The following is a 17,925-nucleotide window of genomic DNA, read 5'->3' on the forward strand; positions in this document are numbered from 1 at the left end:
GTTTAACAAACAGGTAAAAGAATGTTTATGGATACAACAAAGAAGGCTACGGCATTATTCGATTGTGATGGTGTAATTATCGATACAGAAGGGCAATATACTGTTTTCTGGAATGAAATGGGAGAAAAGTACGTAAACGATGAAAACTTCAGTTCCAAGGTTAAAGGTCAGACGCTGGTACAGATTTATGATAAGTACTTTACGGGAGAACCGGAAAAACAAAGGGATATAACCGAGGCATTGAATCGTTTTGAAATAGAAATGAGTTATGACTATGTTCCCGGAATAGTTGAGTTTATAGCAGATCTGCGTCAGCATGGTGTAAAAATAGCCTTGGTCACCAGTTCCAATACAGCTAAAATGGAGAATGTTTATCGTGCACATCCCGAGTTTAAATCCCTTTTTGATGAAATATTGACTGCTGAGCGTTTTAAACGTTCTAAGCCCGATCCGGAATGTTTCTTATTGGGAATGACGATTTTCGGTTCCGATTCAAAAGATTCCTATGTGTTCGAAGATTCATTTCATGGTTTACAGGCCGGCAGAGCATCCGGTGCCACTGTTGTCGGATTGGCAACTACAAATCCACGCGAAGCTATTGCTGATAAGACAGACTATGTGATAGACGATTTTAAAGGAATGACTTACGAAAAGCTGCTGACTATAACTTCACGTTATATCTGATAAGAAAGATTGAATAGTATCTCAGGGAAGAATCCCTTAGCTTTGCATGGTATTTAAAAAGAGAGAAAATCATGTATAAGCAAACGATTCGCCCTGTTTTATTTCTGATGGAACCCGAAAAGGTACACACCTTGTTGGTTTCCTTCCTCAAATGTTACCGGCATTTGCCATGGTGCAAATGCTGGATACGTCATCTCTATACTTGTTCCGACAAACAGTTGATATGGAACCATCTTACTTTCCGAAACCGTATCGGTCTGTCGGCTGGTTTTGATAAAGGTGCCGAGGTTTTTGATGAATTGGCCGATTATGGTTTCGGATTTATTGAAGTAGGTACTGTCACTCCTGATGCTCAGGACGGAAATCCCCGTCCCCGTATTTTTCGCTTACCTAAGTGTGAGTCCTTAATTTCCCGTACAGGTTTCAATAATCCAGGGTTGGATGTTATTAAACGTCGTCTTGAACAGAAACGCAGTTCGTATGTTTTAGGTGTAAATATCAATAAGAATCCCTCTTCGGAAGGAGAACAAGCTGTGGCGGACTTTTTGCGTCTGTACAAGGAGTTACATCCTTATGTAGGTTATTTCACTCTTAATTGGGGATCTGTGGATGTTGCTCTGATGAAACAGGTACTCCAGGTGTTGGCAGCTTTTCGTGTGGAGCAGAACATACATGTTCCATTGCTACTCAAACTTCCTGCCGATATAACTGAAAAAGGAATGGATGATGTGATCGACTGCACTCGTCAGTACCGGGTAGATGGAGTAATAGCTACCGGACCTACCATGGAGCGTACCTGTTTAAAAGGTTATTCACCTGTACAGTTGCAGAAGATTGGAACCGGTGGAATCAGTGGACGTGGGATAGGAGAGAAGTCATTAAAAGCAGTCAGCTATTTGCGTGCCCATGCCGGAAAAAGCCTTTTGATAGTAGGAGCTGGCGGAATTATTACTCCCCCCGATGCTCGTCGAATGTTGGATGCAGGGGCTAATCTGATACAAATCTATTCTTCGTTTATTTACGAAGGGCCGGGCATAGTGAAAAAGATGATTCAGGAAATTAAATAATAAGGAATAAAGTTATGGAACAGAGTTTTATTGAATATTCATTAGGAAAAAATGCTTCTTCGGCTACTCTTTGGATTTATCCGGCTTGCAGGCCAGTAGGTAAGGCCATTATTATGTGTCCCGGTGGCGGATTCAATCAAGTAGCTTCAGATCATGAAGGACGTGATTTTGCTGCGTGGTTTAATAATCAGGGCATCATATACGCCGTATTGAATTATCGCATGCCTCACGGTGATGTTGAAGTGATTCGTGAGGATATTCGTGAAGCGATTCGCCTGATCCGGCATCAGTCGGCAGAGTGGGGAATCCATCAACTGGGTGTTATGGGAGCTTCTATCGGAGGCTATATTGCTGCTACTGCCGCTACTCTTTATACCGGGACAGACCGGCCCGACTTTCAGGTATTGCTTTATCCTGTCATCAGCATGAACGACCGGCTGACCCATTTGCCTTCACGCGGACGTATGTTGGGAGAAACTATTCCGGAAAGTTTGAAAGAGACATTATCTCTTGAGCTTCATGTCACAGCCGATACCCCTCGTACATTTATTGTTTTAGCTGAGGATGATCAGGCCGTATCTCCTCTCAACAGTATTGTCTATTATACAGCATTATTGAAACATGGAGTTTCTGCCGGACTGCATATTTATCCGGAAGGCGGACATAGCTTCGGATTTCGCGATAGCTTTATATATAAAAAGATATGGACTGATGAACTGCAAAAATGGTTGCTGACCTTTTGATGCGGACGCACTAATTTATTTGCTTTTACTTGTATGGTATGAATTAAAAGTTATACCTTTGCGCCCGATTTTTAATTTAAAAAGATTGGATATGGCTGGTTATATATCAGATGACACAAGAAAAGTGACGACTCATCGCCTGATCGAGATGAAGCAAAGAGGCGAAAAAATATCTATGCTTACTTCGTATGATTATACTATGGCGCAGATTGTAGATGGTGCCGGTATCGATGTTATCCTTGTAGGAGACTCTGCATCAAATGTGATGGCAGGTAATGTAACTACACTTCCTATTACCCTGGATCAGATGATTTATCATGGAAAATCGGTTGTGCGCGGTGTGAAGCGTGCAATGGTAGTAGTCGACATGCCTTTTGGCTCTTATCAGGGAAATGAGATGGAAGGACTTGCTTCGGCTATCCGTATTATGAAAGAAAGCCATGCCGATGCTTTGAAGCTGGAAGGCGGTGAAGAGATTATCGACACAGTGAAGCGTATCCTGAGTGCCGGTATTCCGGTGATGGGGCATCTCGGACTGATGCCGCAATCTATTAATAAATATGGTACATACACGGTTCGTGCTAAGGATGATGCTGAAGCTGAGAAATTGATTCGTGATGCACATCTGCTTGAGGAAGCCGGATGTTTCGGGCTTGTCCTTGAAAAGATTCCTGCAGCATTGGCATCACGTGTCGCAAGTGAACTGACTATTCCGGTGATCGGTATTGGTGCCGGTGGCGATGTGGACGGACAGGTATTGGTAATTCAAGATATGTTGGGTATGAACAATGGTTTTCGTCCCCGTTTCCTTCGCCGTTATGCCGACCTTTATACGGTGATGACTGATGCAATCAGCCACTATGTTTCGGACGTAAAGAACTGCGACTTCCCGAACGAGAAAGAACAATATTAATTGTCGTATGGCAACTAAATTATGGACATTGCATTTTATGCGGATATGCCTTGCTAATTTATTGTTGTTCATATCCCTGTACCTGTTGTACCCTGTGCTTCCGGTAGTGATGGCTTCACGTTTGGGCGTGCCAGTCAGTCAGACAGGGGGAATATATATACTTTTTACGCTTGCCATGTTTTTTATCGGCCCGTTTCATGCATATCTGGTCGATGTCTACAAGCGAAAATATATATGTATGCTTTCGTTTGGGATAATGGTAGCGGCGACTGCCGGTTACACGCTTGTGCAAAATACCACACACTTGTTGTTGCTTTGCATGGTGCAGGGAATCTCCTTTGGAATGGCTGCTACGGCAGGTGTCACATTGGCTATTGATGTCACCAATTCCACTTTCCGCAGTGCCGGCAACGTGGTCTTCTCCTGGGCAGCACGTCTGGGGATGATTCTCGGAACGGCATTGGGAGTGTTTTTATATCGGACACATGGTTTTGAAACCTTGCTGTATGTTTCTGTTGCATCGGGAGCCTTGGGAATGCTGTTTGTATCAAGGGTATATGTACCTTTCCGTGCACCAATCGGGATGAAGGTATGTTCGATGGACCGCTTTCTGCTTCCCCGCGGATTTATTCCGGCATTTAACTTGATGTTGATCGCTTTTGTGCCCGGATTATTGCTTCCTGTACTTGCCGGTGCGCCAAGTGACGTGCCCGTGGGAGGTGAACTGATACCCTTCTTTGCTTTGGCCGGAGTTGGTTTTCTTTTATCAGTAATGGTGGTGAGACTGTTTTTCCGTTATGATAACAAGATATGGTTGCAGATAGTTACCGGATTGATAACAATGATCGGAGCGATGGCTTTGTTATTCTCTCCTGAAACCGATTGGAATGCTCTGGCAGCAATATTGATGGGATTGGGACTTGGATTGGTTACTCCGGAGTTCTTGATGATGTTTGTCAAGTTGTCGCAACATTGCCAGCGTGGTACAGCCAATACAACCCATTTACTTGCATGGGAACTTGGAGTCGGCTTAGGTATTGCATCTGCCTGTCACTTACATCTCACAGCTAATGAGCATGTGGTTTTTCGGGTAGGATTGTTGGCGGCAATCGTGGCTCTGGCTTTCTTTGTCCTGATTACATATCCTTATTTTAAAAGGAAGAAGGTGAGATAAACGATATATGTATATCTGAAAAACAGACTCCGTAGTTTTGTGATGAATTGTCGCAAAACTATGGAGTTCGTTTTTATTGTCTATCCCATGTTGCACAATAAAAACGCAAGCACATAAGGCGTGAAGATAATGACTCCTATGATGGCGGCAACTATGGCACATATCAGCACTGCACCTGCCGCAATATCTTTCACATCACCTGCGATCGGATTGTGTTCCGGGGATACGAGGTTGACTAATCTTTCTATAGCTGTATTGAATCCTTCCGCTGCCAGTACCATTCCGAAACAAAGTATGATGGCTATCCATTCGTTCCGGGTGATACCAAAGTAAAATCCGGCGATTGTTACTGTGATGATTGCTACACAGTGTATCCAGGCATTATGCTCTTTGCTTACAAAACTCCGAATGCCCTTCCAGGCATATCCGAAGCTCTGTATCCTTTTTTTTATACAGAATTTTTCCATTCTCAGTTTCTGCTAACCTGTTTAACACCTTTCACTGTGCGTAGCTTTTTAATCAGTGCCTCCAGTCGTCCGGTGTCACTCACCATAATGGTCAGTGTGCCCGAGAAGAGTCCGTCGTTCGAATCAATTCCAATGGAACGTAGTGAGATGCCATTCTCTTTTGATATGATAGAGGTGATATTGGTCACAATACCAATGTCATCATGACCCACTACACGGAGTGTGATCGGATATTGAGTACCTTCCGATTTTCCGGCCCAGCGTGCTTTGACAATACGGTATCCGAAGCGTTCGCGCATCTGTCCCGCATTGGGACAGTCGCTGCGGTGAATCTTGATCCCCCCGGATACAGTGACAAATCCGAATACGTCGTCTCCATATATGGGGTTACAACATTTGGCCAATTTGAAGTCCAGTCCTTTCAGGTTTTGGTCAATGACGAGTACATCCTCTTTAGTGACAGTGGTTTCGTCTATTTGGTTTTGCAGGTTGTATTCTTCGGCACTCCGGTAGATCACTTCATCACGTTCACTGTCCCGTTTCTGTTGTTCGATGTATTTATCCAGAATGTCGTTCACGTCAAGCACTTCGTCGGCAATATTCTGATAAAACTCTGTCACATTCTTGAATCCCAGGCGTTTGATCAGACGCATCATTACTGCTTCGTCATATTCCATCTTCCGGTTTTTGAATTTCCGTTCCAATGTTTCTTTGGCGAAATCGTGTTGGCGTGCCACCATTTCCTTCAGGGCCTGGCGGATCTTCGTACGGGCTTTTGAGGTAGTGACAATGTTCAGCCAGTCCTGTTTTGGAGTCTGTGTGTTCGATGTCATAATCTCTACCTGGTCTCCGCTATTCAACTTTTGTCTCAGTTGTACATTTTTACCGTTTACCTTTGCACCGATGCACTTACACCCCAATTTGCTGTGAATGTGGAAAGCGAAATCAAGTACCGTAGCTCCTTTTGCCAGTTTGAAGAGGTCTCCTTTCGGCGTAAATACAAATACCTCGTCTTCATACAGATCCAGTTTAAACTGATCCATCATTTCCAGGTCGTTTTCTGTATTTTCCAATGCTTCGCGTATTGAAGTTAGCCATTCGTCCAGCCCGCTTTCACCTTTCACGCCTTTGTATCTCCAATGTGCGGCCAGTCCGCGCTCGGCTATCTCGTCCATACGTTCCGTACGGATTTGCACTTCGACCCATTTTCCTTCCGGCCCCATTACAGTGATGTGCAATGATTCGTAACCATTGCTTTTGGGAACCGACAGCCAGTCACGCAGACGTTTCGGATTAGGTTGATACATATCCGTCACAATGGAGTAAGCTTGCCAGCATTCCTGCTTTTCTTTTTCGAACTGGGATTCCAGAATGATACGTATGGCAAACAAGTCATACACGTTTTCGAACTGACATTTCTGTTTCTTCATTTTCTGATAGATGGAATGAATGGATTTGGTGCGCCCCTTCATGTGAAAATGCAGTCCCGCTTCCTCCAGCTTCCGTTGTATCGGAGCGATGAAGTTAGCAATATAACGGTCACGCGACTTTTTCGTTTCGTTCAGTTTTTCTTTGATGTGGTAATAAATGTCATGTTCGGTGTACTTCAATGATAAATCTTCCAGTTCCGATTTCAGTTTATACAATCCCAGTTTGTGAGCCAACGGAGCGTACAGATAAGCGGCTTCATTAGCCACTCGTCTGCGGGCCTCGTCATTCTCGGCATCCTTTATTTGTCGCATCACGTTTACACGGTCGGCGATCATGATCAGGATCACACGCATGTCTTCGGCAAAAGACAACAACAGGTTACGGAAATTTTCTGATTCGATAGTCGGGCTCTTATCGTAAAGGTCATTAATCTTAATGAGTCCCCGGATAATTCCGGCTACATCTTCACCATACTCCTGTTGAATATATTCTATTGTATACGAGTGACAACGCACCGGTGTGTGTAACATGATGCCCAGAATAGATGCCCGTTTCATACCGATTTCTTCGGCCACGATTACAGCAGTCTGCATATCTTTAATGACAGGATTCAGACCGAAACTGTCCCTTTGCATCGCATTGTTCTGTGTGGAGTTGATAAGATGCTTTTTCAGCTTTCTGCAGTCTCCTTTTTGTAAGGTTTCTCCGGTGAGTCGCAGTAGTTTTTTGTATAGTGAGAACAATAATTCTCTCTCTTCTTTCGTAAAGAATTCATCTCTTTCCATAATCATCTCAAATTTATCGTCGGTAAAGATAGTTTTTTTCCGGGTTTTGTAGGGTGTCCTCTTCCTTTTTTTGTATTTTTGGGCATGAATTAATAAAATTAGATAGTATGATAACACCTGAAGACAAAGAATTGCTTGCCCAAAAAGGCATTTCGGAAGTACAAATCGCTGAACAGTTGACTTGTTTCCAAAAAGGCTTTCCTTATTTGAAGTTAGATGCTGCCGCATCTGTAGAAAAAGGTATTCTGGCTCCCGATGCCGAAGAACAGAAAGCTTATCTCGCAGCTTGGGATGCTTATACCAATTCTGACAAAACGATTGTAAAGTTTGTACCCGCTTCGGGTGCCGCCAGCCGTATGTTCAAAAATCTTTTTGAATTTCTGGATGCTGACTATTCTGAGCCGACTACAAAGTTCGAACAAACGTTCTTTGCCTCAATTGAGAAATTTGCTTTCTATGATGATCTGAATACTGCCTGTATGAGGATAGAAGGTAAAGACATTCCCGGTTTGATTGCAGACGGCAACTACAAGGCGGTTGTTTCAGGGTTGCTGAACGTAGCGGGGTTAAACTATGGTGCACTTCCGAAAGGTTTGCTCAAGTTCCATAAATACGAAGAAGGCTCGCGTACTCCGCTTGAAGAACATTTGGCGGAGGGTGCTATGTACGCTGCCGGTAAAAGCGGAAAGGTGAATGTCCACTTTACTGTTTCAACCGAACATTGTGAACTCTTTAAATCATTGGTAGCCGAGAAAGCCGATGCCTTTGCCAAACGTTATGGAGTAGATTATAATATTAGTTTCTCCGAGCAGAAACCAAGTACCGATACGATTGCCGCTGATATGGAAAACCAGCCTTTCCGCGATAATGGCAAGCTTTTGTTCCGCCCCGGTGGTCATGGAGCGCTGATTGAGAACCTGAACGATTTGGATGCGGATGTGATTTTTATTAAGAATATAGACAATGTCGTTCCGGACAGATTAAAAGGTGATACGGTGCTTTATAAGAAATTGATTGCCGGTGTACTGGTATCCCTCCAGAAGCAGGCTTTTGAATATCTGGAGCTTTTGGATAGCGGTCGTTACACACACGAACAGATAATGGATATTTTGCAATTTGTGCAGAAGAAACTTTTCTGCAAGAATCCAGAAACGAAGGATCTGGAAGATGCTGAACTGGTCATTTACCTGAAGAATAAATTGAACCGCCCGATGCGTGTTTGTGGTATGGTGAAGAATGTGGGTGAACCGGGTGGCGGTCCGTTCCTTGCTTATAACAGTGACGGAACGATTTCATTGCAAATCCTTGAAAGTTCACAGATCGATATGAATAATCCGGAAGCAAAGGAAATGTTTGAAAAGGGTACGCATTTCAATCCGGTCGATTTGGTTTGCGCCGTACGTGATTATAAGGGTCATAAATTTGATTTAGCGAAATATGTGGATAAAGCTACCGGCTTTATCTCTTATAAGTCGAAGAGCGGTAAGGAGCTGAAAGCTCTTGAACTCCCCGGTTTGTGGAATGGTGCTATGAGCGATTGGAGTACGGTATTTGTGGAGGTTCCACTTTCCACTTTCAATCCGGTGAAGACAGTGAACGACCTGTTGCGTGAACAGCATCAGTAATCAAAGGAAAATAAAAAAGGGGATATTTTTTGTGAATATCCCCTTTTTATTATTTATTGCTTTTCAGATCAATTTCTTGGCAAAGCTTCTTTTACTACCATCGGACGACCGGCATATTCTGCGCCGTTCAATTCTTTAATGGCATTGCTCGCATCTGAAGATTCCGGCATTTCGACAAACGCAAATCCTTTAGATCTTCTTGTTTCGCGGTCTGTGATCAGTTTTACTGATTCTACTACTCCATACTCTTCCATAACTTGTCTCAAATCTGACTCCTTAACATTGTAGCTAAGATTTCCAACGTACATATTCATAAATATACAAAAATAAAAAATTAATAAAATAACAATAAAGCTTTAGGAAGTGTAAATCAGAGATGAAAGTTCTCAATGCGAACATTGAGGAAATACATGTGAGAGTTAAACCAATAAAAACCTCTTATTGTTTGATGTTGCAAAGTAAGGCATTAATTCCGGATAATACACCATATCCGCTTCTTTTTATCCTTTTAAATATTCTTTATTGTATAATTAGACCAAAAATTAACATTTCTCTTTGGCTATATGTGTCTTATTTGTTATAATATTGGAAATTATATTATGACATTTACGTTGTTAACATCCTGTCATGTATGATGTTAACAATGTATTTATACGAAGTTAATATCGTATCTGCAAGAAGTTAGCTTCTTGGAACTACGATATTAACTTCGTAAAATCCCTTTTTTACTATCGGCGTAAGTACCTGATAATTAGAATTAAAATGCTATTAGATAATGTTCCCGTTCTCTTTTAAAGGAGGGCTTTGTTCTTGAAAAACAGATTGCAGTTCTGTGACCTGTTAATCTTTTTCTATATAATTGTCTTTTTCTCTCTTTTATCGTAATCATTTAGTAGCTCGTTCGGGGTTTATTGGAAGAAAAGTAGTATTTTTGCGTCATTATATCTTAAAATATTCAATCATGAAGAAAATACTTTTACTCGGATCGGGCGAATTGGGAAAGGAATTTGTAATTTCTGCTCAACGTAAAGGTCAACACATCATTGCTTGTGATTCATATGCCGGAGCACCTGCCATGCAGGTTGCTGATGAATGCGAAGTATTCGATATGCTGAACGGTGAAGAACTGGAGCGTATTGTAAAAAAGCATCGGCCGGACATTATCGTCCCCGAGATTGAAGCCATTCGTACGGAACGTTTATACGATTTCGAAAAGGAAGGGATTCAGGTAGTGCCGAGTGCACGTGCCGTTAATTACACAATGAATCGTAAGGCTATCCGTGATTTGGCCGCTAAGGAACTGGGACTGAAAACTGCGAAATACTATTATGCCAAGTCATTGGAAGAACTGAAGGAAGCTGCTGAGAAAATCGGTTTTCCTTGTGTCGTGAAGCCTTTAATGTCATCATCGGGTAAAGGGCAGTCATTGGTCAAGAGTGCTGCTGAGTTGGAACATGCTTGGGAATATGGGTGCAATGGCAGCCGTGGAGATATTCGTGAACTAATCATTGAAGAATTTATCAAATTCGATAGTGAGATAACTTTGCTTACAGTGACACAGAAGAATGGTCCGACCCTGTTTTGTCCACCTATCGGGCATGTACAAAAGGGTGGGGATTATCGGGAAAGTTTCCAACCTGCACACATTGATCCTGCACACTTGAAGGAAGCAGAAGATATGGCTGAAAAAGTAACTCGTGCATTGACCGGTGCAGGATTGTGGGGAGTAGAATTTTTCCTGAGCCATGAAAATGGAGTTTACTTCTCGGAACTGTCGCCGCGTCCACATGATACGGGAATGGTAACATTGGCCGGAACACAAAATCTGAATGAATTTGAACTTCACCTACGTGCTGTATTGGGGTTGCCCATTCCGGGAATAAAACAAGAAAGAATAGGAGCGAGTGCCGTTATTCTGTCACCGATTGCCAGTCAGGAACGTCCGCAGTATAGAGGTATGGAGGAAGTTACCGGAGAAGAGGATACTTATCTGCGTATATTTGGTAAGCCGTATACGCGTGTGAATCGTCGTATGGGAGTAGTGCTTTGTTATGCTCCGAACGGTTCTGATCTGGATGCTTTGCGTGATAAGGCAAAACGGATAGCCGATAAAGTAGAAGTATATTAAATACGGATATTTCTTTCTGAAAACTCAATAGCAGGTCCTTGTCGCTTAAGAGGTGGCAGAGACCTGTTTTTTTGTCTCTGTCTTTGTCTTTTCTCTTCTTTTGCAATTGTTAATACTCTGTCCGGTTAAGTATGCAGAGGCCGAACAATGACCTCCAAACTCAACTCTCTTTTATTAATATAAAACTCGTTGCATATTATACTATCTAACATTTGACTAATTGACTGAAAACACTATAGCTACTTGAAAACTCAATCTGTCGGTTTATTAGATTGGGGACAGAGTATAATTGCCTGAACATGCTTTCTGTAATAGTAAAAAGGGTACTAATAATGTTCATTTTCACGCTGCTGTAAGTTTAATGAATGTTATCTAAAGAGAAAATATAGAAAAATGGCACAACGGGAAAAAAAAGTTTCTACATTTGCGAAGTTGTTTGTTTAACTATCTGTGTGAACAAAACCGAATATCGAACGTTATGTTAATAGTGAAACTGGTAAAAACGCGACTTACCACGCTATAACGCTTTAGAGTATTAGAAGAATAATATATAAAAAGATTGCTTATGTCACAGATTATCGGACATATCTCTCAGGTAATTGGCCCTGTGGTCGATGTGTATTTTGAAGGTACAGAATCGGACTTGATATTGCCAAGTATCCACGACGCATTAGAGATAAAAAGGCACAACGGCAAAAAGCTGATTGTAGAAGTTCAACAACACATTGGTGAAAATACCGTACGTACGGTTGCCATGGATAGTACCGACGGCTTGCAGCGCGGGATGAAGGTATTTCCGACGGGAGGCCCTATCACAATGCCGGTAGGCGAACAAATCAAAGGACGTTTGATGAACGTAGTCGGTGACTCCATTGATGGAATGAAAGAACTCAATCGCGACGGTGCATATTCTATTCACCGTGATCCTCCCAAATTTGAAGATTTAACCACTGTACAGGAAGTTCTGTTTACCGGAATTAAGGTGATAGACCTGCTTGAGCCTTATTCAAAAGGAGGTAAGATCGGTTTGTTTGGTGGGGCCGGAGTGGGTAAAACTGTACTTATTATGGAGCTCATCAATAACATTGCCAAGAAACATAATGGTTTTTCCGTATTTGCCGGAGTGGGAGAGCGTACCCGTGAAGGTAATGACTTGCTTCGTGAGATGATTGAATCGGGTGTAATCCGTTATGGAGAAGCATTCAAAGAAAGTATGGAAAAAGGACATTGGGACCTCTCGAAAGTAGATTATAATGAGGTAGAAAAGTCACAGGCTACATTGGTGTTCGGACAGATGAACGAACCTCCCGGAGCACGTGCTTCAGTTGCTTTGTCAGGATTGACTGTCGCTGAATCTTTCCGGGATATGGGGGCAAAGTCGGGAGCGAGAGATATATTGTTTTTTATCGATAATATTTTCCGTTTTACTCAAGCAGGTTCCGAGGTTTCGGCTTTGTTGGGGCGTATGCCTTCTGCGGTAGGTTATCAACCTACGTTGGCTACCGAAATGGGTGCTATGCAAGAACGTATCACTTCGACAAAAACGGGTTCTATCACTTCGGTGCAGGCTGTATATGTGCCGGCTGACGACTTGACCGACCCTGCACCGGCAACCACCTTTACTCACTTGGATGCAACAACTGTATTGAGTCGAAAAATCACTGAACTCGGAATTTATCCGGCTGTAGACCCGTTGGAATCTACTTCTCGTATCCTTGACCCACATATTGTGGGGCAAGAGCATTATGATGTAGCTCAGCGTGTGAAGCAGATTCTGCAACGAAACAAGGAATTGCAGGATATCATTTCCATCTTGGGTATGGAGGAGCTGTCCGATGCCGATCGTTTGGTTGTAAACCGTGCGCGCAGGGTACAACGTTTCCTGTCTCAGCCGTTTACTGTAGCCGAACAGTTTACCGGTGTGCCGGGAGCAATGGTCTCTATTGAAGACACCATCAAAGGGTTTAAGATGATTTTGGATGGTGAAGTGGATTATCTGCCTGAACCGGCGTTTCTGAATGTGGGAACCATTGAAGAAGCTATCGAAAAAGGTAAGAAACTGCTTGAACAGGCTAACAAATAAAATAAGAAATCATGAAAGAACTGCATTTGAATATTGTATCGCCGGAAAAAGAGGTCTTTAATGGTGAAGTGAAGAGTGTTACCCTTCCGGGCACCAGTGGAGTCTTTTCTATTCTGCCGCAGCATGCACCGATTGTCTCTTCCCTGCAAGAAGGAACAGTTAGTTACACGACAACGGATGGCGAAGAGCATACGTTGGATATTCACAGCGGTTTTGTGGAGCTAAGTAACGGAGAAGCCTCCGTTTGTGTATCCTGACCTTGATTCACACAAGAACCTGTTTTTACTATGAATATGAGCATTACAAAACGCAATTTCCTGAGTTATCTTACCATTTTGACTCTTGTCGGAGGTGGGTTGGGAGCTTTGGTTTTGCATTATCTTGAGCCCGGACACTATTTCAGAGGTTATCCGTTGATACCGGTATACTTTTATATATTTGGTGTATTTTACATTTATATGTTTGATGCCTGCAGGTGTCATGCACCAGACAAGATGGTGATGCTTTTTTTGGTGGCAAAGGTTCTGAAGATGATTATATCAGTCTTTCTGTTGATAATCTATTGTGTGGCTGTGCCCGATTCCGCTATTGAATTTCTGCTGACGTTCCTGGCGTTCTATCTGGGCTATCTTATATATGAAAGCTGGTTTTTCTTCGTTTTCGAGTGGAATCAGAAACTTAAAAAGAAATCAAAAAAATATGAAACAGTTGCGTAACATAGTTGCCGGAATGCTTGTCTTGATAGGAGGAATGTTGCCTGCTACAACCTTTGCACAGGAGCCTGTACCGGGTGATACCGCCGCTACTTTGCAGAAGGAGATTATTGTAGGGAAAGACACAATCAATCAGGAAGCTAATCAGGTAGATGTAAAAGGCATTGTGTTCGGCCATATTGGAGATTCTTACGAGTGGCATATCACGAATATAGGAAAAACTTCGATTTGCATTCCGTTGCCAATTATCGTGTATAGCGAAACTTCTGGTTGGCATGCTTTTCTGTCTTCGCGCCTTGAAGAGAATGGCGGCAAATACGAGGGATTTTATATAGCTCCTGCCGGGAGTAAGTATGAGGGGAAAATTGTAGAACGTAATGCGACGGGAGAGGAAGTACGTCCGTGGGATATTTCCATTACAAAGGTAACTTTGTCTCTCTTTATCAATAGCGCTATTTTACTGGCGATCATTCTGAGTGTAGCGCATTGGTATCGTAAGCGTGAACAGGGAGCTTATGCTCCGGGAGGATTTGTCGGTTTTATGGAGATGTTTATTATGATGATCCATGATGATGTGATTAAGAGTTGTGTAGGGCCTAACTATAAAAAGTTCGCTCCTTATTTGTTGACAGCCTTTTTCTTTATTTTCATCAATAACATTATGGGACTGATACCGATTTTCCCGGGAGGAGCGAATGTGACTGGGAATATCGCTATAACGCTGGTATTGGCCTTATTTACATTTGTCATCGTTAATATATTCGGAACAAAACACTATTGGAAAGATATTTTCTGGCCTGATGTTCCCTGGTGGCTGAAGGTGCCTATACCCATGATGCCGTTTATCGAATTTTTCGGTGTATTTACTAAACCGTTTGCCTTGATGATCCGTCTGTTTGCCAACATGTTGTCCGGACACATGGCCATGTTGGTGCTTACCTGCCTGATATTTATATCGGCAAGCATGGGACCGGCTATCAATGGGTCGCTTACGGTGGCTTCCGTATTATTCAACATCTTTATGAATTTACTGGAAGTGTTGGTTGCCTTTATTCAGGCTTATGTGTTCACGATGCTATCTGCTGTATTCATCGGACTGGCTCAGGAAGGCGGTAAAAAAGAAGAAGTAAAAGAATAATATAAACCATTTTAAAACTGAAAATTATGTTACTATCAGTATTATTGCAAGCTGCTGCTGCAGGAGTAGGATTAAGTAAATTGGGAGCAGCTCTCGGAGCTGGTTTAGCTGTTATCGGAGCAGGTATCGGTATTGGTAAGATCGGTGGCTCGGCCATGGAAGGTATTGCGCGTCAACCGGAGGCATCGGGAGATATCCGTATGAATATGATTATTGCCGCTGCCTTGGTTGAAGGTGTAGCGTTGTTGGCATTAGTTGTTTGTCTATTGGTACTTTTCTTATAATAAACAAAGAAGATTATGTCATTGTTACTACCCGATAGTGGCCTGATATTCTGGATGCTCCTTTCTTTTGGAATTGTATTCGCAGTATTGGCAAAATACGGCTTCCCCGTCATTATTAAGATGGTGGAAGGCCGTAAAACCTACATTGACGAATCATTGGAGGTAGCCAGAGAAGCAAACGCCCAGTTGTCACGACTGAAAGAGGAGGGCGAAGCTATTGTGGCTGCCGCTAACAAGGAACAGGGACGTATCATGAAAGAGGCTATGCAGGAACGTGAAAAGATTATTTACGAGGCCCGCAAACAAGCTGAAATAGCTGCTCAGAAAGAACTGGATGAAGTAAAACGACAGATTCAGATTGAAAAAGACGAGGCCATACGTGATATCCGTCGGCAGGTAGCTCTGCTTTCTGTGGATATAGCCGAGAAGGTCATTCGCAAAAATCTGGATGATAAGCAAGAGCAGATGGGAATGATTGACCGTATGCTTGATGAAGTATTAACGAAGAACTAACAGAAGAAGATGGAAGTCGGAATAATTTCAATGCGGTATGCGAAAGCTCTGATGGCTTATGCCGAAGAGAGAGGAGCGGAGGAGAGGCTTTATCATGAGCTTGTCACACTGGCGCACAGTTTCCGTACTGTGAAGGGATTTTGTGCCGTGCTTGACAATCCTATTGTTTCTGTTAATGAAAAGTTTAATCTGATCTGTACGGCAGCCGATGGGAACCATAAACCGAGTGAAGAGTTTATTCGTTTCATTCGGTTGGTACTCAAGGAGAGAAGGGAGACTTATCTGCAATTTATGAGTCTGATGTATCTGGATCTTTATCGGAAGAAGAAACACATCGGTGTAGGGAAACTGATCACTGCTGTTCCGGTAGACAAAGCTACTGAAGAGCGTATCCGACAAACTGCTGCACATATTTTGCATGCATATATGGAGTTGGAAACAGTGGTTGATCCTTCTATAGAAGGCGGCTTCGTTTTCGATATTAACGATTACCGACTGGATGCCAGTATCGCTACACAGTTGAAGAAAGTGAAACAACAATTCATTGATAAGAATCGAAGAATTGTATAATTAGTGAAAAATTATGTCTGAAAATATAAGAGTAAGCGAAGTATCCGACATTCTGCGTCAGCAGCTTGAAGGGATCGAGACCAAAGTGCAGCTTGACGAAATAGGTACGGTGCTACAGGTAAGCGATGGTGTAGTGCGTATTTATGGTCTGCGCAATGCCGAGGCCAACGAACTACTTGAATTTGACAATGGTATCAAGGCCATTGTGATGAACCTGGAAGAAGATAATGTAGGTGCCGTGTTGCTGGGACCGACGGATAAAATCAAGGAGGGATTTACGGTGAAACGTACCAAGCGAATTGCTTCTATCCGTGTGGGAGAAAGTATGTTGGGACGCGTTATTGATCCGTTGGGTGAACCATTGGACGGAAAAGGTCTGATAGGCGGTGAACTTTATGAAATGCCGCTGGAGCGTAAAGCTCCCGGGGTCATCTATCGTCAGCCGGTGAATCAACCTTTGCAAACGGGTCTGAAGGCTGTTGATGCAATGATCCCTATCGGCCGTGGACAGCGTGAGCTGATAATCGGTGACCGACAGACGGGTAAGACATCGATAGCCATTGATACGATCATCAATCAGCGAAGTAATTATGAAGCTGGTGATCCTGTATATTGCATTTATGTAGCTATCGGACAAAAAGGTTCCACGGTAGCTTCTATCGTAAACACCTTACGCCAATATGGTGCGATGGATTATACTATTGTGGTGGCGGCTACAGCTGGCGACCCGGCTGCATTGCAATATTTTGCTCCGTTTGCGGGGGCCGCCATCGGTGAGTATTTTCGTGATACCGGCCGACATGCACTGGTTGTTTATGATGATTTGTCGAAACAAGCAGTATCTTACCGTGAAGTGTCTTTGATTCTCCGTCGCCCCTCGGGACGTGAAGCCTATCCGGGTGATATTTTCTATTTACACTCCCGTTTGCTGGAGCGTGCAGCCAAGATTATTAATCAGGAAGAAGTGGCCCGTGAGATGAACGATTTGCCCGAAAGCCTGAAAGGTAAAGTGAAAGGCGGGGGGTCGCTAACAGCATTGCCTATTATTGAAACTCAGGCCGGAGATGTTTCTGCCTATATTCCGACTAATGTGATCTCTATTACAGACGGTCAGATATTCCTTGATACGGATTTATTCAATCAAGGTAATCGTCCGGCTATTAATGTAGGTATATCGGTTTCCCGTGTGGGAGGTAATGCGCAGATTAAGGCTATGAAGAAAGTGGCCGGTACATTGAAAATCGATCAGGCACAATATCGCGAATTGGAAGCATTCTCCAAATTTAGTGGAGATATGGATCCGGTTACCGCACTGACCATTGACAAAGGGCAAAAAAACGCCCGTTTGCTGGTTCAGCCTCAATACTCTCCAATGCCGGTAGAGAAGCAGATTGCCATTCTCTATTGCGGTATCCACGGATTATTGCGAAATGTTCCGTTGGATAAGGTAGAAGATTTTGAAGTAGCGTTCCTCAATACACTCGCTCTCGATCATCAGGCAGATGTGTTGGATGTATTGAAAACCGGAGTGATCAATGACGAGGTAACGAAGGCCATTGAAGAAACGGCGGCAATGGTTGCCAAACAGTATAGTTAATTATAAATCA

General features: G+C 43.0%; 18 protein-coding genes. 15 read left to right on the forward strand and 3 right to left on the reverse strand.

What is annotated here, in order from left to right; genetic code table 11:
• Positions 1-21 precede the first annotated feature (21 nt).
• From FDF36_RS01530 to FDF36_RS01550, 5 genes are all read left to right on the forward strand, one after another.
• Positions 22-684, forward strand: coding sequence for an HAD family hydrolase (locus tag FDF36_RS01530; RefSeq protein WP_220390065.1), 663 nt, complete (start codon positions 22-24; stop codon positions 682-684).
• 71 nt (positions 685-755) lie between these two features.
• A complete protein-coding gene (locus FDF36_RS01535) occupies positions 756-1,751 on the forward strand; it encodes a quinone-dependent dihydroorotate dehydrogenase (protein ID WP_193683582.1) in 996 nt (331 codons plus the stop codon).
• Positions 1,752-1,765: 14 nt separating this feature from the next.
• A complete protein-coding gene (locus FDF36_RS01540) occupies positions 1,766-2,494 on the forward strand; it encodes an alpha/beta hydrolase (RefSeq protein WP_220390066.1) in 729 nt (242 codons plus the stop codon).
• A gap of 91 nt (positions 2,495-2,585) precedes the next feature.
• Entirely contained in the window at positions 2,586-3,407 is an 822-nt protein-coding gene (panB, locus tag FDF36_RS01545) for a 3-methyl-2-oxobutanoate hydroxymethyltransferase (protein WP_005787461.1), read from the forward strand.
• Positions 3,408-3,414: 7 nt separating this feature from the next.
• Positions 3,415-4,581 carry an MFS transporter gene (locus FDF36_RS01550; protein WP_220390067.1) on the forward strand — a complete coding sequence of 389 codons (1,167 nt, stop codon included), beginning with the start codon at positions 3,415-3,417 and terminating at the stop codon, positions 4,579-4,581.
• Between the two features lie 80 nt (positions 4,582-4,661).
• Here the strand turns inward: FDF36_RS01550 and FDF36_RS01555 are convergent, their stop codons facing one another.
• Positions 4,662-5,048 carry a diacylglycerol kinase family protein gene (locus tag FDF36_RS01555; protein WP_220390068.1) on the reverse strand — a complete coding sequence of 129 codons (387 nt, stop codon included), beginning with the start codon at positions 5,046-5,048 and terminating at the stop codon, positions 4,662-4,664.
• Positions 5,049-5,050: 2 nt separating this feature from the next.
• Positions 5,051-7,264, reverse strand: coding sequence for a RelA/SpoT family protein (locus FDF36_RS01560; protein ID WP_220390069.1), 2,214 nt, complete (start codon positions 7,262-7,264; stop codon positions 5,051-5,053).
• 107 nt (positions 7,265-7,371) lie between these two features.
• Here FDF36_RS01560 and FDF36_RS01565 point away from each other — a divergent pair, with 107 nt between their 5' ends.
• Entirely contained in the window at positions 7,372-8,889 is a 1,518-nt protein-coding gene (locus tag FDF36_RS01565) for a DUF4301 family protein (protein WP_220390070.1), read from the forward strand.
• 68 nt (positions 8,890-8,957) lie between these two features.
• On the opposite strand, the gene FDF36_RS01570 is transcribed toward FDF36_RS01565, so the two are convergent.
• Entirely contained in the window at positions 8,958-9,203 is a 246-nt protein-coding gene (locus FDF36_RS01570; protein WP_220390071.1) for an RNA recognition motif domain-containing protein, read from the reverse strand.
• Positions 9,204-9,850: 647 nt separating this feature from the next.
• On the opposite strand from FDF36_RS01570, the gene purT reads away from it, so the two are divergent.
• The 9 genes from purT to atpA all read left to right on the forward strand — a co-directional run bounded on the left by purT (position 9,851) and on the right by atpA (position 17,915).
• Positions 9,851-11,017: a formate-dependent phosphoribosylglycinamide formyltransferase gene (gene purT / locus FDF36_RS01575; RefSeq protein ID WP_005803416.1), complete on the forward strand. Its 1,167-nt coding sequence runs from the start codon at positions 9,851-9,853 to the stop codon at positions 11,015-11,017.
• A gap of 565 nt (positions 11,018-11,582) precedes the next feature.
• Positions 11,583-13,100 carry a F0F1 ATP synthase subunit beta gene (atpD, locus tag FDF36_RS01580; protein WP_220390072.1) on the forward strand — a complete coding sequence of 506 codons (1,518 nt, stop codon included), beginning with the start codon at positions 11,583-11,585 and terminating at the stop codon, positions 13,098-13,100.
• An 11-nt stretch (positions 13,101-13,111) separates the two neighbouring features.
• Positions 13,112-13,357: an ATP synthase F1 subunit epsilon gene (atpC, locus tag FDF36_RS01585; protein WP_005787478.1), complete on the forward strand. Its 246-nt coding sequence runs from the start codon at positions 13,112-13,114 to the stop codon at positions 13,355-13,357.
• 30 nt (positions 13,358-13,387) lie between these two features.
• Positions 13,388-13,816, forward strand: a complete 429-nt coding sequence (locus FDF36_RS01590; protein ID WP_220390073.1) for a hypothetical protein — start codon at positions 13,388-13,390, stop codon at positions 13,814-13,816.
• Positions 13,800-14,951 (forward strand): F0F1 ATP synthase subunit A, encoded by a 1,152-nt coding sequence (gene atpB, locus FDF36_RS01595; RefSeq protein ID WP_220390074.1) that lies wholly within the window; start codon positions 13,800-13,802, stop codon positions 14,949-14,951. Before FDF36_RS01590 ends, atpB begins: the two co-directional genes overlap by 17 nt.
• Positions 14,952-14,977: 26 nt before the next feature.
• Positions 14,978-15,235, forward strand: coding sequence for an ATP synthase F0 subunit C (gene atpE / locus FDF36_RS01600; protein WP_005777530.1), 258 nt, complete (start codon positions 14,978-14,980; stop codon positions 15,233-15,235).
• A gap of 15 nt (positions 15,236-15,250) precedes the next feature.
• Positions 15,251-15,748 (forward strand): F0F1 ATP synthase subunit B, encoded by a 498-nt coding sequence (atpF, locus tag FDF36_RS01605; protein WP_005787487.1) that lies wholly within the window; start codon positions 15,251-15,253, stop codon positions 15,746-15,748.
• A 9-nt stretch (positions 15,749-15,757) separates the two neighbouring features.
• On the forward strand, positions 15,758-16,318 hold the full coding sequence (locus tag FDF36_RS01610; RefSeq protein WP_220390075.1) for a F0F1 ATP synthase subunit delta: 561 nt from the start codon (positions 15,758-15,760) through the stop codon (positions 16,316-16,318).
• 13 nt (positions 16,319-16,331) lie between these two features.
• Positions 16,332-17,915 (forward strand): F0F1 ATP synthase subunit alpha, encoded by a 1,584-nt coding sequence (atpA, locus tag FDF36_RS01615; protein ID WP_220390076.1) that lies wholly within the window; start codon positions 16,332-16,334, stop codon positions 17,913-17,915.
• Positions 17,916-17,925: the final 10 nt, after the last annotated feature.

This window comes from Bacteroides fragilis (assembly GCF_019583405.1).
GTDB lineage: Bacteria > Bacteroidota > Bacteroidia > Bacteroidales > Bacteroidaceae > Bacteroides > Bacteroides fragilis_B.